Raw genomic sequence first — 23,077 nt, 5'->3', positions numbered from 1 at the left:
CCGAGAACCTAGGCTTGGGCCGGCTCGGCGACCGGCCCCGCCGCTGCATCGTCTTCGGTGATCTGCCGATACAGGTGCCAGCTGGCATGACCGAACAGAGGCAACACGATCAGCAATCCCAAAAACCAGGGCACCATGGCGACAAAGGTCGTGACCGCAATGAAGGCACCCCAGCCCAACATGACCCGCTTGTTCACGCTGACATAGGCATAGCTCGAGATCATGGCAGTGACGAAGTCGAGTTCCCGGTCCAGCAGCATCGGGATCGACAACACGGTGATCATGTAAAGCAGGATGGCAAAGATCGCGCCTACAGCAGTGCCGACAGCCAGCATGGCCAGACCGTTGGGTGTCAGAAATACCTCAAGCGATGACGACACGTTTGTCATTGTCGACAGCCCCATGAACAGCGCAAAGATCATGTGGCCGAGAAAGAACCAGAACAGAAACATCACGACGATGATCGCGCAGATCGACGGCAACTGACGGCGGCTCTGCTGGATCACGACACCGAAGATGGCGCCATAGTCCAAAGGCTCATTCCGCTCGAGCCGGTGCGATACCTCGTACAAACCCACGGCGGCGAATGGCCCGATCAGCGGAAAGCCGATGGCAGCCAGCACCAGCCAGAACGAGGTGCCCGTTTGCACGGTTACCCAGGCCATCAACCACCCGACCAGAACGTAGAAGCCGCCGAACAGCAGGCCAAAGACCGGTGCGCGGCGATAATCCTGCCAGGCGCGATGCAGCGCCGTGCGCAACATGCCGATATCCGCCGGTTTCAGCGTTGGCACTCCGAATGGCTTTTCCATGTTCGGTTTCTCCTCCCCTTGCCCTCAGGCCATGGCCGGGCGTTTTTGCGGCCAATGCGTCACGGCGTGATAGGCGGCCCCCAAAGCCAGCAGTTGCGCGTCGCTGCCGCGCGGCCCGAACAGTTGCATTCCCATCGGCAGTCCTCCGGGGCCAAACCCCGCCGGTATCGAAAGGCAGGGCAGACCAATCAGGCTGACCGGTGTGACCACCTGCATCCAGCGATGATAGGTGTCCATCGCGACCCCACCAATGCTGCGCGGATACGGCTGATTCACAGGGAACGGCCACACCTGAGCTGCCGGCAACACCAGCGCATCATACTCGGCGAACAGTTCAACCGCCCGACGGTACCAATCCGAACGGGTGACGCTGGCTGCATGGACCTCCATCGCTGTCAGGGCCAGACCTCGCTCCAGCTCCCATTGCGCGGTGTCCTTCAGGGCGTCGTTTCGGTCGGCCAAGGGCAGCAGACTTGCTGCTACGCTCCACGACCGCAGGGTGATCCAGCTGTTCCACAGGCGTTCGGCATCGAAGGGCGGCGGTACGTCCTCGACGGTTGCGCCAAGTCCCTCAAAAATCGCCAACTCGTTGCTGCATTGGGTCAAAATCCCTTCCTCAGTCGGGAATGCGCCGCCCCAATCGCCCAGCCATCCGATCCGCATCCCCTCCAGGCTTTCGACAGACAATGGGGTGACGGGTTCGCAGGGAACGCTCAAAGGCTGCCTCGGATCGGGGCCAGAGATCACATCCAGCAATAGTCCGATATCCTGCGGGCTGCGGGCCATCGGTCCCAAGGTCGAGAGCTGGTGCAGGAACAAATCACCCTGTGGTTCCGAGGGAACCCGGCCCCAGCTGGGCCGGAAACCGTACACGTTGTTCCACGCGGCCGGATTGCGCAGGCTGCCCATCATGTCCGACCCATCCGCCAGCGCGACCATCCCAGTGGCCAAGGCCACCGCTGCGCCACCCGACGACCCACCGCAGGATCGGGCCGGATCGTATGGGTTCCGGGTTGCGCCATAGACCGGATTGAAGGTGTGCGAGCCCAACCCGAACTCCGGTGTGTTCGTCTTTCCGATCAGGATAGCCCCGGCAGCCCGCAACCGTGCTGCGATCAGGTCGTCGACGGCTGGGACGTGATTGCGAAAAACCGGCGACCCCTGGGTCGACGCGATGCCAGCCACATTGACCAGGTCTTTGACGGCAATCGGAAGCCCATGCAGCGGCCCGCGGCCCGACTTGTCGTCGGCGGCCCGGGCTTGTGCCATAAGCACATCCTCGTCCTGCAACGCGACGATTGCATTGACCTGCCCGTTCACCTGGGCAATCCGGTCGAGCGTCGCGCGCATCAACTCGACGGCTGACAAATGCCCTGTCGCGAGTTTCTCGAGAAGATCAGCGGCTGAAGTATCGCTTAGGTTCATGGGGTTACGTCCGAGCTTTGCATGCGCTCAGCCTAGCGACCCCATGTGTGCATTTAAACCCGGTGTTTTGGATATATCTTTTCCACGCGGATCAACCGCGCGGCATCAGTCGTCCGACTGCGCCTCGGCCCGGCTTTTGCCCGAGACCTTGAGGGCCAGAGTGGCCGCCATGAATCCATCCAGATCACCGTCCAGAACCCCTTTGGTGTCCGATGTCTCGTAGCTGGTGCGCAAGTCTTTGACCATCTGATAGGGCTGCAGAACATAGGACCGGATCTGGTTGCCCCAGCCGGCATCGCCCTTGGCTTCGTGCGCGGCGTTGATCTCGGCGTTGCGGCGGTCCAGTTCCATCTGGTACAGGCGCGATTTCAGAGCCTTCATGGCGATGTCGCGGTTCTGGTGCTGCGATTTTTCCGAACTGGTCACCACGATGCCGGTCGGGATGTGGGTGATCCGCACCGCCGAGTCTGTGGTGTTTACGTGCTGACCGCCCGCCCCCGAAGACCGATAGGTATCGACGCGGATGTCAGCCGGGTTCACTTCGATCTCGATATTGTCGTCCACCACCGGATAGACCCAGACCGAGCTGAACGACGTGTGCCGCTTGGCCGCCGAGTCATAGGGCGAGATGCGCACCAGCCGGTGCACGCCGCTTTCGGACTTCAGCCAGCCATAGGCGTTATGGCCCGAGATCTTGTACGAGGCCGACTTGATCCCCGCCTCTTCGCCCGGGGTTTCCGACTGCAACTCGACCTTGTAACCCTTCTTCTCGGCCCAGCGGACATACATCCGCGCCAACATCGAGGCCCAGTCGCAGCTTTCGGTGCCCCCGGCGCCCGCGTTGATTTCCAGGAAGGTGTCGTTGGCGTCGGCCTCGCCGTCCAGCAGCGCCTCGAGCTCTTTTTCGGCCGCCTTGTCGCGCAGCTTCTTCAGGGCCTCTTCGGCATCCTTGATGACCTCTTCATCGCCCTCCATCTCGCCCAGTTCGATCAGTTCGACGTTGTCGTTCAGATCGGTCTTGATCGACTCGTAGGTCTCGATGGCATCGACCAGAACCTGCCGTTCGCGCATCAGCTTCTGCGCGTTTTCGGGGTTGTCCCACAGGTTGGGGTCCTCGACGCGGGCGTTGAATTCCTCCAGCCGGTGCGGCGCGGTTTCATAGTCCATACGCTGGGCCAGCAGCTCCAGCGATTTTTGGATCTCGGCCACGATGTTCTGGATTTCGGCGCGCATGGTCAGGTCCCAACTTGCTCAATCAGGCCTGCGTGATAGCAAGAGGTTCAGGCCACCACAAGATGACCCGAAAGGCAAATGCAGCACGGACCGGAGCAGTTCCTGAAGAAATGGCATCTGGCCGACCCGCGGCTGGCGGCGGATACCGGCGCGGCGCGTGTCTGGCGGGCCAAACGTGAGGACGGGTCTGAAGTCGCGCTCAAACTCTATCGCCGCGCCGATCGCGGCAACGAGGCGCCGGGATGCCGCCTGCTGGCTGCCTGGCGCGACCGGGGCGCCGTCGCGATCCTGGCCGAAGACCGCCGGGCGGTCATGATGGAGTGGCTCGAGGGTCCGACCCTCGGCGATCATGCACGGGCGGGCAACGTGGCCGACGCCCTGACACTACTGGCTGAAACGGCGCGGAACCTGCAGACTGATCCGATTGTCGAAGTGAGCGGGTTGAGGCCTTTGGAGCAAGTGTTTGCACCGCTTTTCGGCGTCGGATTTACCGATCAGTGTACGCGGCCCCTGAAAACCGATATGAGGCGCGCCATAGCTTTGGCTCAGGATCTGCTGCAGATGCAACCCGTGCATCTCCCCCTGCATGGAGACCTGCACCCCGACAATGTCATCTTGACTGCGTCCGGCCCGCGCGTGATCGATGCCAAGGGTTATGTCGGGGATCCGGCGTTCGAACTGGCAAATGCGCTGCGGCACCCAAAAGGCATGCCGGACCTTGTGCGCGAAGTCGGGCAGATTTCCGCGTGCCTGGATCTATACGCCGCGGCGATGAATGTTTCGCGGGCGCGTCTGGCCCGATGGGCGGCGGCCAAATGCGCCCTGTCCATATGCTGGCGGTCCGGCGGATCGGTCGAGAGTGACCCGGAGGCCGATCTGCTGCGCCTGTTTCTAAGCGCTGCAGATCAGTAAAGTCCGCCGCCCTGAAGATCGCCCTGGCTGGCCTTGGGCCCCACGATGATGGTCTGCCCGGTCGAGGTCTGGACCTGGCGCCCACCATTGGTCACCTCTTCGAACAACGGCAGATCGGACCCCATCGCAAAACCACCGTCATAGACACGGTCGATGAACCCGTCGACGCCATCACGGAAGTACTCGGCCACCACATAATCACCCGATGCGTCATCCGGCAGACGGGCACCGCTGAACCGGTCGATCTTGATGAAGTGCCCACCCGGCGGCACTTCGAACGGACCGCCACCGTATTTCTCGACGGCCTTTTCCATAAAGCTCTGGAAGACCGGACCGCACAGCGTGCCGCCGTAAGCACCCCGCCCCATCGGGCGCGGGCGATCATACCCGATATAGCACCCGGCGACGATGTTCGAGGTGAACCCGATGAACCAGGCGTCCTTGGATTCGTTGGTCGTACCGGTCTTGCCAGCCGTCGGAACCGGCAGGTTGACCACGCGAGAGGCGGTGCCGCGATCGACCACGCCCTTCATCATCGACGTCAGCTGATATGCCGTAATTGCATCCATAACCTGCTCTCGGTCGGTCACGATCGTGGGTGAGGCATCGGGCTCCAGCCAACTGGAGTTGCAATCCAGGCACTGCCGGTCATCATGCCGATAGATCGTTTTGCCGAACCGGTCCTGAATCCGGTCGACCAAGGTCGGTTCGACCCGCTCGCCGCCGTTGGCGAACATCGCATAGGCCGCCACCATCTTGTAGAGCGTCGTCTCCTCGGCCCCCAGCGCATTGGCCAGGTAGGGACCCATGTTGTCATACACACCGAACCGCTCCGCGTATCCCGCAACCACCGGCATCGAGACCTCTTGCGCCAGTCGAATGGTCATCAGGTTCCGCGACTGCTCGATCCCTGTGCGCAGGGGCGTCGGCCCGTAGAATTTGTTGGTCGAGTTCTTGGGGGTCCACAGGCCCTGCGGTGTGTTCACTTCGATCGGGGCGTCCACGACGATGGTCGCGGGGCTGTAGCCACTGTCCAGTGCTGCCGCATAGACGAAAGGCTTGAAGGCCGATCCCGGTTGGCGCTGCGCCTGGGTTGCCCGGTTGAACACCGAGTCCTGGTACGAGAACCCGCCCTGCATCGCCAGAACGCGGCCCGAGTTCACATCCATCGCCACGAAGCCGCCTTGGACCTCGGGAACTTGACGGGCGGACCACTGGCCCTCTTCCCCGGCAACGACCAGGATCACGTCGCCGCGTTTGAAGTTTGCCTTGAAGTCACCCTGCATCCATTTGATGTCGCTGCGCGGGATGATGCCGTCAGCCGGACCGTTCTCGATCCCTACCGTCAACTGCTGATCGGCCACATCCAGCACCACCGCGGGGTACCATTGCGTGGGCAGCACCACGTCCCGCGGAATTTCCATGATCGCCAGAGCTTCGCGCCACTGCGCTTCGTCTGCCAGTTTTTCCTCGGGGATGGTTTCACCCGTGCCGCGCCACTTGCCGCGCGACTGGTCATATTTCTGAAGCGCCTCGCGCAGGGCGCGTGCGGCTTCAACCTGCATCTCCTCGTCAACCGAGGCCCGGACGGTGAAACCACCGGTAAAGAACTCACCCTCGCCGAAGTCCTCGCTCAGCTGGCGGCGGATTTCGTCGGTGAAATAGTCGCGCGGTGGCAGTGCGGTGCGGAAGCTTTCGAAATCATCGTTCTGAACCGAACGCAGCGGTTGCGCCACTTCAGTCTCATAGGTTGCCTGATCGATATATCCGTTCTGATACATCTCGCGCAGCACGTAGTTGCGGCGATCCAACAGACGCTGTTTCTGGCGCACCGGGTGATAGTCCGAAGGCGCCTTGGGCATCGCAGCCAGCGTCGCGGCTTCATGCGGGGCCAGTTCCTGCAAAGTCTTGTTGAAATACGTCTGTGCAGCGGCGGTCACGCCGTAGGAGTTTTGGCCAAGGAAGATCTCGTTGAGATACAGCTCAAGGATCTGTTCCTTGTTCAGCGTTTTTTCCAATCTGGTCGCGAGGATGATTTCCTGAATCTTGCGTTCGACCCGCCGGTCGCCGGACAGCAGGAAATTCTTCATCACCTGCTGGGTGATGGTCGACGCGCCGCGCAGCGTCTCGCCCTTGGATTGGACCGCCTCGATTCCGGCTGCGATGATCCCGCGTGGGTCGTACCCCTGATGGGAATAGAAGTTCTTGTCTTCCGCCGAGATAAACGCGTGCTTCACTAGGTCCGGGATTTCTTCGGACGGGGTGAACAGACGGCGCTCCTGCGCGAATTCGTCGATCAGTTGACCCTTGCCCGAATAGATACGGCTGATGGTGGGCGGCTTGTACTGGGCCAGCGACTCGTGGCTGGGCAGGTCGCGGCCATACATCCAGAAGACCGCGCCAATCACCAGCGCGACCATGAAAATACCCAAAGTGACGAGGCTGAAAACCGCCCCGAAAATCGAAAGAATGAACCGGATCACGTTGCTGCCTTTTGTTCGCGGTGACGCCTATATAGTGTCGCTGCACCCAAGGGTCAAAACACACGGGCGCATTCTAGCCACTTTGCGCCGCAGGGTCACTGCCCAATCAAGCCGCGGCGGATCAGATCCTGCTGGCGCCAGGCTTCAAGACCTTGGTGGATTCCCTGCGCCATTCCGATGCGCCACTCGGGATTTACAAGGTTTTTCAGGTCTCTGGGGCTGGAGATGAATCCGATCTCGACCAGAACCGAGGGAATGTCGGCTGCCTTGAGGACGGAAAACGACGCACTGCGGATCGGGCGCCGATTCATGGGGCCGCCCTGCTGCCCCATGCCGTGCGCCAGCGCATGGGCCAAAGCTTCCGAGCGCGGCTGGGTCTCCTGCCGTGCCATGTCCAGCAAAACGTCAGCGATCTGGTCGTCCGAGCCGCTCAGGTCGATACCCGCGATCAGGTCGCTGCGGTCGTGCCGCTCGGCCAGTTTCTGGCTGGCCACGTCCGAGGCCTCATCGGAGAGGAAATAGACAGTGGCCCCATGAGCCTGCCCCTCGGACAATGCATCCGCGTGCAACGAAATGAACACATCGGCGCTGGCCCGATGGGCCAGAGATATTCGGCGTTCGAGCGACACGAAGTGATCGTCCACCCGGGTCATCACGACCTCGTATCCGCCAGCGCGCAGCAAGTGTTCCCGCAGTTCGCGCGCAAACGTGAGCATCAGGGTTTTTTCGTTAACGCCACCCGATTCCGCGCCGGGGTCGATGCCACCATGCCCCGGGTCCAGCATCACGCGCAGCGGTCGTTCGCCATCTCGCGGCACAACCGGGGGCAAGACAGCAGGCGCAGGCAAATCCCAGCCCGGATTGCGCGGCGCACCCGCGCTGGCGGCAAAACTGTCGAAATCCGTACCTTTCAGGTTCAGCGTCAGAACCGCGGCCCCGCTGTCGGGGTCCACGCGCATAGCCGCCGTATCGACGGCCAAGGGCGCCCCCAGATCCAGCACCATCCGGGACCAACCGGGCACATAGGCGCCGAACTGGACCCCGCTGATCCGACGGGTCTGCAACAGCTTGGCCCGGTCAAGACCGCTCCAGTCGACCTCCTGGAAATCGATGACCATACGGTACGGGTCTTGAAGTGTGAAAACGCGATACGGGACGCCCTGACTGAGCCCCAGCTCAAGCGTCACCCCCGCCCCCTTGCCGTCTGTGATCCGGCTCTGCTCGGGCAGTACCCGCGCCAAGGCGTTGAACTCCTGCGCCAAAACGGCACCGGCCAGCGCCCAAATCAGCGCACATACGAAAAATATCCTGCTCATGGCCTCAAGTTTTTTCGAGATCGTTTGGCAGGAGCCTATCGCAGCGTGGCCGGTTTGTGAACGCCTCAGGTCGACTTCTGCGCGGTCCGGCGATCCGCCATGAAGCTGAGCAGCCGTTCAAGGCCCTGCTCGATGTCTTCGGTCGACCGCGCGTAGGAAAAGCGCAGGGTCGTATGGCCGCGCACCGGGTCGAAATCCTGCCCCGGCGTCACGGCGACGCCGGCCTTGTCCAGTATCTCGGTGGCAAAGGCGCGGCTGTCATCGGTCAGGTCCGAGACATCGGCATAGACATAGAACGCCCCGTCGGGTGGCGCGATGTTGGTGAACCCGGCCTCGGGCAGGCCCTTCAGCATCAGGTCGCGGTTGCGGCGATAGACGGCCAGGTTGCCCTGCAGTTCGTCTTCGCAATCCATCGCGGCCAGCGCGGCGACCTGGCTGGCATGGGGCGCGCAGATGAACATGTTCTGGGCGATGCGCTCAACCACGCGCACCTGATCCTCGGGCACCACCATCCAGCCGACCCGCCAGCCGGTCATCGAGAAATACTTGGAAAACGAGTTGATGACAAAACACTCGTCGGTCAGTTCCAGCGCGGTCACGGCCTTGGCATCGTATTCCAGCCCGTGATAGATCTCGTCGCTGATGAACGAGGCCCCCTGCCCCCGAGCCGCCTCGATCAGCGCACCCATGGCGGCGTGGTCCAGCATGGTTCCGGTCGGGTTCGCGGGCGAGGCCACCATCAGCCCCTGCAGGTCGAGCCCGGCAAAGTCCTGTGGTACCGGCTGCAGGCGGTTTTCCGGTGCGGTCGGCAGATCGACCGGCACCAGACCCAGCGCCCGCAGAATCTGCCGATAGGACGGATAGCCCGGCGCGCCGATTCCCACCCGGTCGCCGCTGTCGAACAGCGCGGTGAAGGCCAGCAGGAATCCGCCCGAGGATCCGGGCGTGATGACCACCCGTTCGGGGTTCAGGTCGACGTCGTACCACTCGCCATACATCCGGGCGATGCGTTGCCGCAGCGCCGGCAGACCCAGCGCGACGGTATAGCCCAGCGGGCCTTGCCGCATCGCGTCGGTCAGCGCCTCCAGCGCGCCTTGCGGGGCGCCGGTTCCGGGCTGGCCGACCTCCATGTGAATGATGTGGCGCCCGGCCTCTTCAGCGCGGCGCGCGGCCTCCATCACGTCCATCACGATGAAGGGATCAACGCCCGACCGGGTTGAGTTTCGCATGCCCATCTCCCATGTTGCGACCATGGCTTTTGAACGCGGATCCCGGCTGGCGTCAATCCCGGCAATTCTGCTGGCGGTGGCGCTGTGGATCGCAACCGTCGCACAAAGCCACGCGCAAAGCCTGATCCGCGACCCCGATATCGAACACGGGTTGCGAGAACTGGCCTTTCCGATCTTGCGCGCTGCCGGCTTGAACACCAACCGCGTGCGGGTGATGGTCGTCAAGGACGGCACGTTCAACGCATTCGTCATCGACTACAACACGATCTACCTGAACCACGGACTGATCCTGACGGTCGACAGCCCCGAGATGCTGCAGGCCGTGATCGCCCATGAGGCGGCCCATATCGCCAACGGGCACCTTGCCCGCCGGGCCGAGAACCTTCGGGCGGCTCAACGCGCGGCCGGTTTCGGTACCGCGCTGGCTCTGATTGCCGCCGTTGCGGGCGGCGGAGAGGCCGCCGCGGGCATTGCCGCCGGCACCCAAGGGGCCGCAATCCGCAGTTTTCTGGGCCACACGCGGGCCGAAGAATCCTCGGCGGATCGCAGCGCCGCCAGCTACCTGCGTTGGGCCGAGATTTCCCCCATCGGCATGGTCGAACTGCACCGCAAATTCGCAGGCCAGGAATTGCTGAGCGAGATCAATCAGGACCCCTATATGCGCTCGCACCCGACCAGCCGTGAACGCCTGCGCGCTGCCGAGGAATTTCTGTACCAATTCGGGGATCGGGCGAAATCTAACCCCAATGCCGGCTACTGGTTTGCGCGGGTCAAGGGCAAGCTGTCCGCGTTTCTGCGCTCTCCCGACTGGACCCTGCGGCGGGCCAAGGAAGAAACGGCGCAGGATATTCGCCTGATGCGCGAGGCCGCCGCCCATCATCAGAACCGAAACCTTTCGGCTGCGCGGGCAGCCATCGATGGTGCGCTGGCAATCCGCACTGACGATCCGTTCTATCACGAACTGAAGGGGCAGATCCTTTTGGAGAACCTTCGGGTCTCGGAGGCGGTCACGGCCTATGCCAGGGCGTCCGAACTGGCTCCGACCGATGCATTGATCATGGCAGGCTACGGGCGCGCCCTGCTTGCTGACGGACAGACGAAAAAGGCTCTGCAGGTGTTGGAAAGCGCACGCGCCCGCGACTACCGGAACGGCCGCCTGATGCAGGATCTGGGAATGGCCTATTCCAAGGTCGGCAACAACGGTATGGCATCCGCCGTCACTGCCGAACGTTTCGCTCTTGAGGGGCGCCTACTGGATGCCGGAATTCACGCAAGACGAGCCATCGGTCAGTTGCCAGAAGGCTCGACGGGTTGGCAACGGGCACAGGATGTGCTGATTGCCGCAGAACAAGCTGAGAAATCGAAAAGGAACCGGAAATGATCCTCAGACACGCAGCACCTGCCCTTCTGGGGCTTTCCCTGATTGCCGGTCCGGCCAATGCGCTGGATCTGTCCTCGATGACTGAATCCGAAAGAGCAGAGTTCGGCGCGCAAGTGCGGGAATACCTCCTGGAAAATCCCGAAGTCATTCTCGAGGCGATCAACATCCTTGAGCAACGCAACGCCGCAGCCGAAGCACAGGCCGACCAGCAATTGATCGCTGAAAACGCCGACGAGCTGTTCAATGACGGCTATAGCTGGGTCGGTGGCAACCCGGACGGCGACATCACCCTCGTCGAGTTCATGGATTACCGTTGCGGATACTGTCGCCGCGCGGTCCCCGAAGTGGACGCGCTGCTGGCCGAGGATGGCAACATCCGCCTGATCATCAAGGAGTTCCCAATTCTGGGCGATGCGTCGGTACTTTCGTCCCGCTTTGCCGTCGCCACCAAGCAGGTCGCCGGGGATGACGCGTACAAGCAAGTCCATGACGCCCTGCTGGAATTCACGGGCGAGCCTTCGGAAGTGACGCTGCGCCGCATCTCGGACGGGCTGGGACTGGACAGTGACGCCATCCTTGCGGCGATGGACAGCGACGAAGTAACCGAAGAAATTGCCAAGACGCGGGCACTGGCGCAGCGCATGCGGATTTCGGGCACCCCATCCTTTGTTCTGGGCACCGAGATGCTGCGGGGCTTCCTGCCAGCAGATCAGATGAAACAGATCGCCGACGGTGTGCGGGCTGAACGCGGCTGAAGCAGCTGGGGCGGCTTGATCGCCGCCCCGTTGAAACGACGCCCTAGTCGTTTGGATACGGGGCGTCGCATTTCATCGACACGACCCATGTCGGAGTTCCAGTTTTTCTAAATTGGGTCGCGGGTACGGATTTGCCCCGAATTCCCGATGGAATGACGTCACGCCCCTGCCGTTTGCTTTCAGCCAGAATTGCCTGCAGGTCCTGGGGATTGTCGTACTTGCGAATACCGGTGTTTTCAGAAATTGGGCCGGTTGGGCAGTAGGTCGCCCTGGCGATCTGTTTCGCCAAAGCATAGGCCGCCTGGGCATCCTGACCGGTTTTGAACGATACCGCGACCCGAGACGCCAGCTGCGGGTCGACATTCATGATCTGGGTCAAACGGCCCCGCGGTTTGCCGGTCCCGCCCGGGCTGAGCCGGACGTCTGCGCGCGTTGTCACTCCGTCATTTCCGAAACCGGACACATGCACCGACATATACCCAAGTTGCGTCCCCGGTGCAGACTGCGGAACTGGAACACTGAAGAAACCGGGGCGTTTGTCCGACCCGGTAGAGGGGCTGCTGCACGCAGAAAGAAGGACGACGGCAAGGGCCGTCACGAAAGGCATTGGTTTCAAAGAATCGAACTCCGGTCCAGACAGTCGATATCGCGATTGATACCGCAAAAATGGGCCTAAAAATGGCTTATGATGAATTAGTTCCGGATCGAAGTTAAAGTACTACTCCGCCGCCTCGGCCGCGGCTTCCAGCTCGGCCGCCTTCTTTTCCACCTGCTCGACGATGTGGTCGATCATCTGTTCGTTCGACATCTTGTGGCTGGCCTTGCCCGCCAGATACACCATGCCCGAGCCTGCGCCGCCGCCGGTAAAACCGACATCGGTCATCAACGCCTCGCCCGGGCCGTTGACGACGCAGCCGATGATCGACAGGCTCATCGGCGTCTTGATATGCTCCAGCCGATGTTCCAGCGTCTCGACGGTTTTGATCACGTCGAACCCCTGCCGCGCGCAGGACGGGCACGAGATGATGTTCACGCCCCGATGGCGCAGGCCAAGAGACTTGAGGATCTCGAACCCGACCTTCACCTCTTCGACCGGATCGGCGGACAGGCTGACGCGGATCGTGTCGCCGATGCCCATCCACAGCAGGTTGCCCAGCCCGATGGCCGACTTGATCGTGCCGCTGACCAGCCCACCGGCCTCGGTGATGCCCAGATGGATCGGGGCGTCGGTGGCCTCGGCGATGCCCTGATAGGCCGCGGCCGACAGGAACACGTCGCTGGCCTTCACGCTGATCTTGAATTCGTGGAAATCGTTATCCTGCAGAATACGGATATGCTCCAACCCGCTTTCCACCATCGCTTCAGGGCACGGCTCGCCATATTTCTCCAGCAGGTGCTTTTCCAGGCTGCCCGCGTTCACGCCGATGCGGATCGAGCAATTGTGGTCGCGTGCGGCCTTGATGACCTCTTTCACCCGCGCCTCGTCACCGATATTGCCCGGATTGATGCGCAGGCAGGCGGCACCGGCCTCGGCGGCCTCGATCCCGCGGCGATAGTGGAAATGGATATCCGCCACGATCGGCACCGGGCTTTCGCGCACGATCTCCTTCAACGCTTTCGACGACGCCTCGTCCGGGACCGAAACGCGTACGATATCAGCCCCCGCCTCTGCCGCAGCTTGTACCTGCGCCACGGTCGCGGCGACATCGGTCGTCAGCGTGTTGGTCATGGTCTGAACGGCAATCGGCGCGTCGCCACCTACCGGGACATTGCCCACCATGATCTGGCGGGATTTGCGGCGATAGATGTCGCGCCAAGGGCGCACATGGTTCAGAGACATGAAAACGGATCCGCGTCAGCCTGGGGTCTGGCCTTTAGATAGTCCGGGGGCAAGCCCGCCGCAATGGCAAGATCACTCTGCCGGCGTCTCAGCGGATTGTGTCTGAAGCTCGGCCACCAGTTGTTTGAGCGCAATGTTTTGCTCAGCCTCAAGATCCGCCACGGCATAAGTCTCGGCCACAGCGTCCTTGGACAGAACCACACCCTTGGCGACGGTTCCCGGTGCACCGGCCGGCCCATAGAGCTCGCCGTTCATCGAGAAATACACGTTGCCCGACGCACCGGCCCGCAGTTGCGGCGGCTCTTCCGTCAAGGGAACTTCAAAGCTCTTGCCGTTTTCGACGGTTCCCAACGTGCCTTCGAAGATCACGCTGCCATCCGCTGCGGTGACCCGCATCCAGGCCGGTTCGACCGCGACGATTTTCAGCGACGTGTCGACCTTTTCAACCACCTGTGGAAGGGTCGCGGCAGTTCTTTCGACGGTATGAATTTCAGCCAGCGCGATTTCCGGGACTTCCGGCGGACGGAACGTGCCTACGGTCCGAGGATCGAGTGTGGAAATCGGGGCATCCCGTGCAACCATCACCGGTACATCCAGTGCTTGGGGGCGGTAGAGACGGTCCAGCGCTTCGGGGCTGGGAATTTCAGCGGCCGCAACCTCGGTCGTTCCGGACTCGGTCCGGATGGCCGACAGCGGGTCAAGATCGGACAGCACGACCGGGGCCTGTTCGACGGGCGAGACCTGAACCTGCTGGATCTTGTTCAGAACCGACCAGCCGCCATATCCGATCCCGGCAATCAGCGCGAGGAGGACAAGCGACGAGCCTACGGCACGCGGCTCGATCTGGCTGAACACGGACTCGCGGCCGGGAATGTAGGGCGTGTTCGGCGAAATGAACGGATCGCGCCCCATCGGGCCACGGTTCGGAAGGTCCCCGACCGATTTTTTGACGACCGATGCCTGTGCGGACATTCCATGGGCCACTTCGAACCCGCTTTCCTTGCAGAACGCAGCAAAAGTGTCGTCAGGGTTCATCCCCAGATAACGGGCGTAAGAACGCACATACCCGGCGATGAAGCCGGGTGTGTCGAATGCGTCGGGATCGGCATTCTCGATGGCAGCGATGTAGTTGGCCTTGATCCGCAGTTCGCGCTGTACGTCGAGAAGAGACTTGCCCATCGTTGCGCGCTCACCGCGCATCACGTCGCCAAGCCGTACTTCGTAGTCGTCGAACCCCTTGGGCCTGACGTCCACGTCTTCTTCGGAATTGCGCTGTGTCCTGCGCCCAATCATTCCTGCTGCCCCATTCTGCCCATCGCGTGTTTCACGCTAACGGCGAATCATCCCCATAACGATTCGTCCGCTACTTTTGTTAGCGTAAGCTTAACACGCGGCAAACAAGTTGCACATGTCGGCGTTAGGTTAACCAGCAAGTTCGGCGCGATTTAGCGCACAATGTGACCAAAGTTCGTCCATGGCCTGGACCAGACGGTTCATTTCGTTGGGTCCATGGACCGGCGAAGGCGTAAAGCGCAGACGCTCGGTTCCCCGAGGAACGGTCGGGAAATTGATCGGCTGCACGTAGATCCCGTAGTCATCCAGCAGCATGTCGCTGAGCTTTTTGGTGTGCACCGGGTTGCCCACGATCACCGGAACGATGTGGCTGCCGTGATCGATCAGCGGCAAGCCCAGACCCTTCAGTCGCAGCTTGAGGATCTTGGCTTGGGTCTGATGCTGCTCACGCAGTTCGGGCGCTGTCTTGAGATACGCCACCGAGGCCGCAGCACCGGCCGCGACCGATGGTGGCAGCGATGTGGTGAAGATGAAGCCCGGGGCATATGAACGGACCGCATCGCACATCTTCGCGCTTGCTGCGATATACCCACCCATCACGCCGTAGGCTTTGGCCAAAGTGCCATTGATGATGTCGATCCGATGCGCCAGGCGGTCTCTCTCGGTCACACCGCCGCCGCGCGGGCCGTACATCCCAACCGCGTGCACTTCGTCGATATAGGTCAGCGCGCCGAATTCGTCGGCCAGGTCGCAGATCTGTTCGATCGGACCGAAGTCGCCATCCATCGAGTAGACCGACTCGAACGCGATCAGCTTCGGCGCCGCCGGATCGTCGGCTTGCAGCAGCTCGCGCAGGTGCTCAACGTCATTGTGACGGAAGATCCGCTTGGCCCCGCCATTTCGGCGGACACCTTCGATCATCGACGCGTGGTTCAGCTCGTCGGAATAGATGATCAGCCCGGGAAACAGCTTGGGCAGCGTGCTGAGCGTGGCGTCATTGGCGATGTAGGCGCTGGTGAACAGCAGCGCCGCCTCCTTGCCGTGCAGATCGGCCAGTTCGGCCTCGAGCCGCTTGTGGTAGACGGTCGTACCCGAGATGTTGCGCGTCCCGCCAGAGCCCGCTCCGGCTGCGCCGATCGCCTCGTGCATCGCCTCCAGCACGACGGGGTGCTGCCCCATGCCAAGGTAGTCGTTGCCGCACCAGACGGTGATGTTCTGCTGTGACCCGTCGGGACGCGTACGCACGGCATGGGGAAAATGTCCGTTGCGGCGTTCGATGTCGATGAAGGTCCGGTAACGGCCTTCGTCGTGCAGCCTGGCAATCGCTGAGTCGAGCTGAGCAGTGTAGTCCAAAGGACCCTCCTTCGTGACCCCGCCGCAGGGTGATTGCACGGCAAGGCTGTGTTCCGATGCGTATCATAACCGATTTTTCGGCCGCATCCGCGCCTATTTTCAGGTTTCCTGCCTAACGCCCAGACAGGGGTCGCAACTTTGATTTGCATCAATTATCGCCTTGAACCCGCAGCGACAAGTAAAGTTGAGACCATAAGGCGCGAGGAAACGACGCAGGTTACGTGCCGTTTCGCGCAGAATGTTTCCGATCAGACGCGCGTTTTCCCGCCGCTACGGGCTGGACGGCGCTGCCAGCGCTGTTAGGGTCCGCCGCAATATCTCATCCATTCAGGAGTACACCCATGTCGCTTGACGCCACTCTGAGCAAAATCGACTCTGACCTCTCAGCCTCCATCGAGCGGCTGATGGAGTTTCTGCGAATCCCGTCGATTTCCACCGATCCGGCCTTCAAGAAAGACGTGGACAAGGCGGCTGACTGGTTGGTCGACGACCTCAAAAGCATCGGGATCGATGCGAAAAAGCACCCGACCCCGGGCCACCCGATGGTCGTAGGCCATGTCGGCGACGATGCGGACGCCCCGCACGTGCTGTTCTACGGCCATTATGATGTGCAGCCCGTTGATCCCTTGGACCTGTGGAACCGTGACCCGTTCGACCCGGCGCTGGAAGAGACAGAACACGGTCAGGTCATCCGCGGACGGGGCTCTTCGGATGACAAGGGCCAGTTGATGACATTTGTCGAAGCTTGCCGCGCCTGGAAGGCGGTCAACGGCAAGCTGCCTTGCCGCATCACATTTTTCTTCGAAGGCGAAGAGGAATCCGGTTCACCTTCGCTGGTCCCATTTCTCGAGGCCAACAAGGAAGAGTTGAAGGCCGATCTGGCGCTGGTCTGCGACACCTCGATGGTCTCACGCGGTGTGCCCTCGATCGCATCGCAACTGCGCGGCATGCTCAAGGACGAATTCACCATCATCGGTCCGCGCATCGACCTGCATTCCGGCCATTACGGCGGCCCCGGCTTGAACCCGCTGCGGGAAATCTCGCGGATCGTTGCCTCGTTCTACGATGAGGAAACCGGACGGGTCGCTGTGGAAGGTTTCTACGAAGGGGTCCACGAAGTCTCCGCCGAGCAGCTGCGCCAGTGGGAGAACTGTGGTTTCGACGAGGCCGAGTACCTCAACTCGGTAGGCTACACGCGACCTCATGGTGAGAAAGGGTACTCGACCCTGGAACAGCAGTGGGCGCGCCCGACGCTGGAGATCAACGGGCTGTGGGGCGGCTACAACGGCGCCGGTTCGAAAACGGTGATCCCCAGCCAGGCGCACTGCAAGATCACCTGTCGCCTGGTCGGTGAAATGGACCCGGACAAACTGCGCGACAAGATCCGGAAGCATGTTGAAGACCGGCTCTCGCCTGACGCCAAAGTCGTCTGGGACAATGATCTCGAAGGCTCCCCCGCATCCGTGATGAACCTGGATCGCCCGGAATTCGAAGCGGCACGCGCCGCACTGTCCGACGAATGGGGGCGCGAAGCCGTTTTCACCGGCATGGGAGGATCGATCCCGGTGGTGGGATATTTCAATACGGTCCTGGGTCTGGATTCAATGTTGGTCGGCTATGCCAACGACGATGACGCAATCCATTCGCCCAATGAAAAATACGACGTGAAGAGCTTTCACAAAGGGATCCGCTCGTGGGCCCGAATTCTGGACGCTCTGAGCCGATAGCCGCGAATATCGCAAGGCGCTGCCTTGCGCTCCGGGATACTCCGAGCCGGGTGAAGCGCGGATGCGAACTTCATCTGGCCGGCAGTATCCCGAGGGTGTCGCGGGCAACGCGGCCGGGGGCACCGCCCCCATAAGCCGCAGCCCGCGGACAGACCGTTTTACATGTGGATCACGCGCCCGTAGGCGTCCAAAACCGATTCATGCATCATTTCCGACAAGGTCGGGTGCGGGAAGACTGTATTCATCAGGTCTTCTTCGGTAGTCTCCAACTGGCGACCGACGACATAGCCCTGAATCAGTTCGGTCACTTCCGCACCAACCATATGGGCGCCCAGCAACTCGCCGGTTTTCGCGTCGAATACGGTTTTTATCATGCCTTCCGGCTCGCCCAATGCAATTGCCTTGCCATTGCCGATGAACGGGAAGCGGCCCACCTTGACATCAAAGCCAAGCTCCTTGGCCTTGGCCTCGGTATAGCCAACCGACGCGACCTGGGGATGACAATAGGTACATCCAGCGATGCTCTCCGGTTTCACGGGATGGGCATGTTTGCCAGCGATGAGTTCTGCGACCATCACGCCTTCGTGGCTGGCCTTGTGCGCAAGCCAAGGCGCCCCGGCGATGTCGCCGATTGCATAGAGGCCATCGACCCCGGTCCGGCAGTATGCATCCGTCACCACATGGGTGCGGTCAATTTTGACGCCCAGCGCCTCAAGCCCGAGGTTCTCGACATTTCCGACGATCCCAACGGCAGAGATGACAGTATCGAAATCGTGCTTTTCGACCTTGCCGCCGGTTTCGATATGAGCCGTCACCTTGCCTTTGCCGCGATCCAGCTGCTTGACGATGGATTTCTCCATGATCTTCATGCCCTGTTTGACAAACGATTTCTTGGCGAACGCGCTGATCTCGGCATCTTCGACCGGCAAGACCCGATCCATCACTTCGACCACGGTCGTGTCTGCGCCCAACGTATTGTAGAAGCTGGCAAACTCGATCCCGATCGCTCCGGACCCGATAACAAGCAGCTTTTTCGGCATCCGGGCCGGTTGCAGCGCATGTTTGTAGGTCCAGACCAGATCGCCATCTGCTTCCAGGCCCGGCAACTCGCGCGCACGGGCACCGGTGGCCAAGATGATGTTCTTCGCCGTCAGATCCTCGGTGCCCTTGTCGGTCTTGACCGTCACTTTGCCTTTCGACGGGATTTTCGCCTCGCCCATCACGACGGTGACTTGGTTCTTCTTCAGCAGATGACCGACGCCGCTGGTCAGTTGCTTGGCAACCCCGCGCGAGCGTTTGACGACCGCGTCCAGATCGTAACCGATCTTGTCGGCACTCAGACCGAAGTCCTTTGCGCGCTCCATCAGGTGGAACACTTCGGCCGACCGCAGCAAGGCCTTGGTCGGGATGCAGCCCCAGTTCAGGCAGATGCCGCCCAGATGCTCGCGCTCGACCACGGCGGTCTTGAGGCCCAGTTGGGCCGCACGAATGGCAGCCACATAGCCGCCGGGGCCCGCACCGATTACGATCAGATCAAAGGATTGTGCAGCCATGTTTACCTCTCGGCGCAGGTCGATTGAAAACTAGTTTACCGTTAAACTATTTTTTTGAACGCATCAATATGCTGCCCCGCGACATATGTGACGCAGGGTCATCAAAACAGGAGCGCGCGGTATTCAGCCTATACCCCGCGTCCCTTGAAGGCTAGAAAAGACCTGCAACCATGTTCGAATTTCGGATCTGCAGATTTTAGGGAAACCAATCATGGCCAAGACTCTCAAAGATTTGTTGCTTGCCCTTTTGAACGCCACACTGATCCTTGTGGCTCTGTGTCTGTTCCTTGGTTGGAAGCTGGCGCGAAGCGTCGAGAATATTCAGGACAACTTCAGAGAAAGCCTGCAAATCGTTCAGCCGCTGCGTGAACAGGCGCAGGGCGTCCGAGAGGATCTTGCAAGTCTGCGCGCTGATCTGTCCGGTATTCGCATCCTGGGAGATGATGAGCCGGAGTTGAAGCAGAAGCTTCAGCAGGCGCTGGTGCGATTGGACGAGGTCCAGGCCAAGCTGGAAACCACGCAGGCCCGCCTCAACGAACTGGTCGAAAACCCTCAGCTACTGATTGATTACGCAATCACCACGGCCGTCGATGCCACAACGGCCAGGCTGATCGAATTGCGCGGATGTGGAGAGGCGGCTTAACCCGCCGCCTGCAACTCACGCACCGTTGTGCCGTATCCGCCGCCGCTGACATATGCGGCTTCGGGTGCCGTGGTCTCACGGGCAAGCGCCGCGTTGCGGTATGGGAAACGCCCAAACTTGCGGATCACCTCGCGATGGGCGCGGGCATGCAGCAGATTGCTTGCACCATGTTCCGGCATGCGCTGGCACATCAGGCGCACACAGCGCTCCTGATCGCACAGGTTCTCTGAGTGCATCATCGGCAGGTAGAAGAACTGTCGGGCGGGCTCGTCGATCTTCAGATCCCATTCCTTGTCGACGGCACATTTCGCTGCTGCCAGTGCCGCCTTGTCGGATGAGAAGGCTTTGCCGCTGCCTCGGAACATGTTGCGCGGAAACTGGTCCATGAGGATGATGTAGGCCAGCGATCCGCTGGGATATGTCAACCACAGAGAGAACTTACCCTCGCACGCGGCTTGCCATGTCTCAAGGAAGCGGTCCCGTATCTGCGCATCCAGCGCTTCATCTTCGCGGTACCACCCCTCGGGGCCTACTTCATCCAACCAGAAACTCAGTACTTCTTCAGGACCAACCATTGCCCTTGACTCCGTCTGTTCCCCCCCGAGGGACGTAACGTCATATAAGTCGGTTTTGCAGACTTGTTACAGTAACATATTGCAACATTGACGACATAAATCCGGCGGTCAGGCAGGTTGGTGTTCTTCCTCTTCGTCCTGCGCCGCTTCGATCGCGACTTCTTGCGCAACTTCCAGTGCGACCGGCGATGCCGTCGGGTACAGCGGCGACATGGTGCCGGTTTCGTCCACGGGCACCGAGGCCCGCTGGGTCATCCGGTAGACCGCATAGCCCGCCATGGCAAACAGTAGTGCGGCAATGAACAGGAAGAAGCCGGACGGCCCGAACACGGCATCCCCCATCAACCAGCCGGTGATCAGCGGGCCGGCAATTGCGCCGAGCCCGTTGATGAAAATCAGCCCGCCGGACGCGGCCGCCATATCTTCGTGCTCGAGGTAGTCGTTGGTGTAGGCGATCAGCAGGGAATACAGTGGATTGGACATGCCGCCGATGACAAAGGCCGCAGCCAGCAAAACCGGGAAGTCGACCCCGAAAACCATGCCCACCGCCGCACTGATGCCGCCAACGACCGACACCAGCAGGATCAACAGGCGCCGGTCCATACGGTCCGAAAACCAGCCCAACGGGTACTGCAGAACCAATGCGCCGATGTAGAATGACGCCACAAAGGTTGAAATCTCGACCAGTGTCAGCCCTGCCCGCGCGCCATAAACCGCGGCCATGCCGAACTGAGCCGAGAAGATACCACCCAACAGGAACATGCCGACACAGCCCAAGGGCGACGTGTCCATCAACTGCCTGAGCGTCATCGGCTTGGTCGTATCAAAAGCCGGGGTCGGAGAAATCGACAACAGGATCGGAGCAAAGGAAACGGAAACCAGAATCGAGGCAATCACAAAGGTTTCGTACCCAGCCGGGTCACCCGCAAGCATCAGTGCCTGCGCGCTGACAATACCGATCATCTGGACGATCATGTAAAGCGACAAAGCCTGGCCACGGTTTTCGTTGCTCGCGGCGTTGTTCAGCCAGCTTTCGGCGGTCACGTACACGCCGGAAAAGCAGAACCCGATCACAACACGGCCCAGCGACCACGCGATTGGATCGGTCAGCATCGGATAGCTGATCATCACGGCAGAGATGAAGGACGCCAGCGCCGCGAAGACCCGCACGTGCCCGACCCGCCGTATCATCTCGGGTGCAAGACGGGATCCGCCCAGAAAGCCCACAAAATACGCGGACATGACAAATGACATCTGCAGGGTCGAAAACCCTTCGATCTCGCCCCGGACACCCAACAGGGTGCCCTGCAGGCCGTTGCCGATCATCAGCAGACCCATTCCGAGTAGAAGCGCCCACGCGCTGGCAAGTACCTGAAGCATGTTTGCACTCCAAATCCGCTGAACAATGGCTTTCGTTAAAGGATCAAACGATGTCCCGGTCGCGCTTGTCTACGACATTCACCAGATTCGATCCCGCGAACCCGCCCTCTAAGGGATCAAAAGCGACGCGTCACCATAGGAAAAGAAGCGATAGCCACTTTTGATCGCATGATCATAGACCCGCAGCATCCTGTCCCGTCCCATCAGCGCCGAAACCAGCATCAGAAGCGTCGATTTCGGCAGATGGAAATTGGTCATCAGCGCGTCGGTGACCTGAAACTGGAAGCCGGGGTAGATGAAGATGTCGGTCTCCCCCTCCCAGGGCTGGATCGATCCATCGCGCGCGGCACTTTCGATCAGTCGCAAGGCGGTGGTGCCAACCGGGATGACACGGCCACCCGAGGCTTTGGTCGCCTGAATCTCGGCTGCGGCCTGCGGGCTGACCTGTCCCCATTCGGCGTGCATCTTGTGGGTCGTCACATCCTCGACCTTGACCGGCAGGAACGTTCCGGCCCCGACGTGCAGGGTAACATGGGTGAACTCGACACCTCGATCCGCAAGGGCCTGCAACAATGGCTCGTCAAAGTGCAGCGAGGCGGTCGGTGCCGCCACAGCCCCGGCCTGCCGCGCCCAAACGGTCTGATAATCGGTCTTGTCACGCTCGTCCGCCGGCCGCTTGGCCGCGATGTAAGGGGGCAAAGGCATTGCTCCGGCCTGCTCGAGCGCCCGGTCGAAATCATCGCCCTTCAGATTGAAGCGCAGATTGGCCTGGCCGTCGGCGACCCCTTCCAGAACCGCGCTGAGGTCGTCGGAGAACACAATTTCTTCGCCCACCCGGATCTTCTTGAGCGGTTTCAGCAATGCACCCCAGGTCCCGTCGGCGCGGGGCTCCAGCAAGGTGGCCTCGATCGCGGCCGAGACCGGACCCTGGGCGCTGTCGCGATGACGCCGGCCGCTCAGCCGGGCCGGGATGACGCGCGTGTCGTTAAGCACCAGCCGATCACCGGGGCTAAGCCAGTCGGGCAGGTTGAACACCCGATCATCCGAGATCGCGTCACCCTGTGCCACCAGCAGGCGCGCCGAAGACCGCGGACTGGCGGGCCGCGTGGCAATCAGGTCATCAGGCAGGTAGAAATCGAAATCACTCAGCTTCATGGCCGCGCCATA

At 61.2% G+C, this 23,077-nt stretch carries 19 protein-coding genes; 5 read left to right on the top strand and 14 right to left on the bottom strand.

From position 1 onward, the window contains the following. Positions 1-8 precede the first annotated feature (8 nt). The 3 genes from ACR0NB_RS03225 to prfB all read right to left on the bottom strand — a co-directional run bounded on the left by ACR0NB_RS03225 (position 9) and on the right by prfB (position 3,470). Positions 9-812, bottom strand: a complete 804-nt coding sequence (locus ACR0NB_RS03225) for a DUF2189 domain-containing protein (protein ID WP_170338670.1) — start codon at positions 810-812, stop codon at positions 9-11. Positions 813-836: 24 nt separating this feature from the next. Then, on the bottom strand, positions 837-2,237 hold the full coding sequence (locus ACR0NB_RS03220; protein WP_480774924.1) for an amidase: 1,401 nt from the start codon (positions 2,235-2,237) through the stop codon (positions 837-839). 105 nt (positions 2,238-2,342) lie between these two features. Beyond that, the gene (gene prfB, locus ACR0NB_RS03215; RefSeq protein WP_480774923.1) at positions 2,343-3,470 is read right to left on the bottom strand and encodes a peptide chain release factor 2; all 1,128 of its coding nucleotides are present in this window, start codon (positions 3,468-3,470) and stop codon (positions 2,343-2,345) included. Positions 3,471-3,548: 78 nt separating this feature from the next. On the opposite strand from prfB, the gene ACR0NB_RS03210 reads away from it, so the two are divergent. Next, positions 3,549-4,382, top strand: a complete 834-nt coding sequence (locus tag ACR0NB_RS03210) for an aminoglycoside phosphotransferase family protein (protein ID WP_480774922.1) — start codon at positions 3,549-3,551, stop codon at positions 4,380-4,382. Here ACR0NB_RS03210 and ACR0NB_RS03205 read toward each other — a convergent pair. The 3 genes from ACR0NB_RS03205 to ACR0NB_RS03195 form a co-directional block, all read right to left on the bottom strand. Next, entirely contained in the window at positions 4,376-6,865 is a 2,490-nt protein-coding gene (locus tag ACR0NB_RS03205) for a penicillin-binding protein 1A (RefSeq protein ID WP_480774921.1), read from the bottom strand. The genes ACR0NB_RS03210 and ACR0NB_RS03205 overlap by 7 nt on opposite strands. A 95-nt stretch (positions 6,866-6,960) precedes the next feature. Then, positions 6,961-8,181 (bottom strand): N-acetylmuramoyl-L-alanine amidase, encoded by a 1,221-nt coding sequence (locus ACR0NB_RS03200; RefSeq protein WP_480774920.1) that lies wholly within the window; start codon positions 8,179-8,181, stop codon positions 6,961-6,963. Positions 8,182-8,246: 65 nt separating this feature from the next. Next, positions 8,247-9,410 carry a pyridoxal phosphate-dependent aminotransferase gene (locus ACR0NB_RS03195; RefSeq protein ID WP_480774919.1) on the bottom strand — a complete coding sequence of 388 codons (1,164 nt, stop codon included), beginning with the start codon at positions 9,408-9,410 and terminating at the stop codon, positions 8,247-8,249. On the opposite strand from ACR0NB_RS03195, the gene ACR0NB_RS03190 reads away from it, so the two are divergent. Next, complete coding sequence (locus ACR0NB_RS03190) at positions 9,409-10,791, top strand: M48 family metalloprotease (RefSeq protein WP_480774918.1); 1,383 nt, start codon at positions 9,409-9,411, stop codon at positions 10,789-10,791. The two genes, ACR0NB_RS03195 and ACR0NB_RS03190, sit on opposite strands and share 2 nt — an antisense overlap. Beyond that, entirely contained in the window at positions 10,788-11,546 is a 759-nt protein-coding gene (locus ACR0NB_RS03185) for a DsbA family protein (RefSeq protein WP_170418345.1), read from the top strand. The genes ACR0NB_RS03190 and ACR0NB_RS03185 overlap by 4 nt, the downstream gene beginning before the upstream one ends. 43 nt (positions 11,547-11,589) lie before the next feature. Here the strand turns inward: ACR0NB_RS03185 and ACR0NB_RS03180 are convergent, their stop codons facing one another. The 4 genes from ACR0NB_RS03180 to hemA form a co-directional block, all read right to left on the bottom strand. Further along, on the bottom strand, positions 11,590-11,985 hold the full coding sequence (locus tag ACR0NB_RS03180) for a hypothetical protein (RefSeq protein ID WP_480774917.1): 396 nt from the start codon (positions 11,983-11,985) through the stop codon (positions 11,590-11,592). A gap of 279 nt (positions 11,986-12,264) precedes the next feature. Continuing rightward, on the bottom strand, positions 12,265-13,386 hold the full coding sequence (ispG, locus tag ACR0NB_RS03175) for a flavodoxin-dependent (E)-4-hydroxy-3-methylbut-2-enyl-diphosphate synthase (protein ID WP_170358814.1): 1,122 nt from the start codon (positions 13,384-13,386) through the stop codon (positions 12,265-12,267). A 72-nt stretch (positions 13,387-13,458) separates the two neighbouring features. After that, positions 13,459-14,679, bottom strand: coding sequence for a helix-turn-helix domain-containing protein (locus ACR0NB_RS03170; protein ID WP_170418340.1), 1,221 nt, complete (start codon positions 14,677-14,679; stop codon positions 13,459-13,461). A 129-nt stretch (positions 14,680-14,808) separates the two neighbouring features. After that, positions 14,809-16,032: a 5-aminolevulinate synthase gene (gene hemA, locus ACR0NB_RS03165; RefSeq protein ID WP_170390403.1), complete on the bottom strand. Its 1,224-nt coding sequence runs from the start codon at positions 16,030-16,032 to the stop codon at positions 14,809-14,811. 341 nt (positions 16,033-16,373) lie between these two features. On the opposite strand from hemA, the gene ACR0NB_RS03160 reads away from it, so the two are divergent. After that, positions 16,374-17,759 carry a dipeptidase gene (locus tag ACR0NB_RS03160; protein WP_480726160.1) on the top strand — a complete coding sequence of 462 codons (1,386 nt, stop codon included), beginning with the start codon at positions 16,374-16,376 and terminating at the stop codon, positions 17,757-17,759. Positions 17,760-17,917: 158 nt separating this feature from the next. On the opposite strand, the gene lpdA is transcribed toward ACR0NB_RS03160, so the two are convergent. Next, positions 17,918-19,312 (bottom strand): dihydrolipoyl dehydrogenase, encoded by a 1,395-nt coding sequence (gene lpdA, locus ACR0NB_RS03155; RefSeq protein WP_480774916.1) that lies wholly within the window; start codon positions 19,310-19,312, stop codon positions 17,918-17,920. A gap of 211 nt (positions 19,313-19,523) precedes the next feature. On the opposite strand from lpdA, the gene ACR0NB_RS03150 reads away from it, so the two are divergent. After that, entirely contained in the window at positions 19,524-19,955 is a 432-nt protein-coding gene (locus tag ACR0NB_RS03150) for a hypothetical protein (protein WP_170338134.1), read from the top strand. On the opposite strand, the gene ACR0NB_RS03145 is transcribed toward ACR0NB_RS03150, so the two are convergent. The 3 genes from ACR0NB_RS03145 to queA form a co-directional block, all read right to left on the bottom strand. Then, positions 19,952-20,530, bottom strand: coding sequence for a DUF924 family protein (locus ACR0NB_RS03145; RefSeq protein ID WP_170338132.1), 579 nt, complete (start codon positions 20,528-20,530; stop codon positions 19,952-19,954). The two genes, ACR0NB_RS03150 and ACR0NB_RS03145, sit on opposite strands and share 4 nt — an antisense overlap. A 108-nt stretch (positions 20,531-20,638) precedes the next feature. Continuing rightward, positions 20,639-21,910 carry an MFS transporter gene (locus tag ACR0NB_RS03140; protein ID WP_475144259.1) on the bottom strand — a complete coding sequence of 424 codons (1,272 nt, stop codon included), beginning with the start codon at positions 21,908-21,910 and terminating at the stop codon, positions 20,639-20,641. Positions 21,911-22,018: 108 nt separating this feature from the next. Further along, positions 22,019-23,065 (bottom strand): tRNA preQ1(34) S-adenosylmethionine ribosyltransferase-isomerase QueA, encoded by a 1,047-nt coding sequence (queA, locus tag ACR0NB_RS03135; protein WP_480775619.1) that lies wholly within the window; start codon positions 23,063-23,065, stop codon positions 22,019-22,021. Positions 23,066-23,077: the final 12 nt, after the last annotated feature.

The sequence above is a fragment of the Ruegeria sp. CG3 genome, from assembly GCF_056537205.1.
This window is presented reverse-complemented; position numbering and strand designations above follow the sequence as displayed.

Coding starts and splice junctions, on each gene's coding strand:
- ACR0NB_RS03225 (WP_170338670.1), bottom strand. CDS start 812: ATGGAAAAGCCATTCGGAGTGCCAACGCTGAAACCGGCGGATATCGGC.
- ACR0NB_RS03220 (WP_480774924.1), bottom strand. CDS start 2,237: ATGAACCTAAGCGATACTTCAGCCGCTGATCTTCTCGAGAAACTCGCG.
- prfB (WP_480774923.1), bottom strand. CDS start 3,470: ATGCGCGCCGAAATCCAGAACATCGTGGCCGAGATCCAAAAATCGCTG.
- ACR0NB_RS03210 (WP_480774922.1), top strand. CDS start 3,549: ATGCAGCACGGACCGGAGCAGTTCCTGAAGAAATGGCATCTGGCCGAC.
- ACR0NB_RS03200 (WP_480774920.1), bottom strand. CDS start 8,181: ATGAGCAGGATATTTTTCGTATGTGCGCTGATTTGGGCGCTGGCCGGT.
- ACR0NB_RS03190 (WP_480774918.1), top strand. CDS start 9,409: ATGCCCATCTCCCATGTTGCGACCATGGCTTTTGAACGCGGATCCCGG.
- ACR0NB_RS03195 (WP_480774919.1), bottom strand. CDS start 9,410: ATGCGAAACTCAACCCGGTCGGGCGTTGATCCCTTCATCGTGATGGAC.
- ACR0NB_RS03185 (WP_170418345.1), top strand. CDS start 10,788: ATGATCCTCAGACACGCAGCACCTGCCCTTCTGGGGCTTTCCCTGATT.
- ispG (WP_170358814.1), bottom strand. CDS start 13,386: ATGTCTCTGAACCATGTGCGCCCTTGGCGCGACATCTATCGCCGCAAA.
- ACR0NB_RS03170 (WP_170418340.1), bottom strand. CDS start 14,679: ATGATTGGGCGCAGGACACAGCGCAATTCCGAAGAAGACGTGGACGTC.
- ACR0NB_RS03160 (WP_480726160.1), top strand. CDS start 16,374: ATGTCGCTTGACGCCACTCTGAGCAAAATCGACTCTGACCTCTCAGCC.
- lpdA (WP_480774916.1), bottom strand. CDS start 19,312: ATGGCTGCACAATCCTTTGATCTGATCGTAATCGGTGCGGGCCCCGGC.
- ACR0NB_RS03150 (WP_170338134.1), top strand. CDS start 19,524: ATGGCCAAGACTCTCAAAGATTTGTTGCTTGCCCTTTTGAACGCCACA.
- ACR0NB_RS03145 (WP_170338132.1), bottom strand. CDS start 20,530: ATGGTTGGTCCTGAAGAAGTACTGAGTTTCTGGTTGGATGAAGTAGGC.
- ACR0NB_RS03140 (WP_475144259.1), bottom strand. CDS start 21,910: ATGCTTCAGGTACTTGCCAGCGCGTGGGCGCTTCTACTCGGAATGGGT.
- queA (WP_480775619.1), bottom strand. CDS start 23,065: ATGAAGCTGAGTGATTTCGATTTCTACCTGCCTGATGACCTGATTGCC.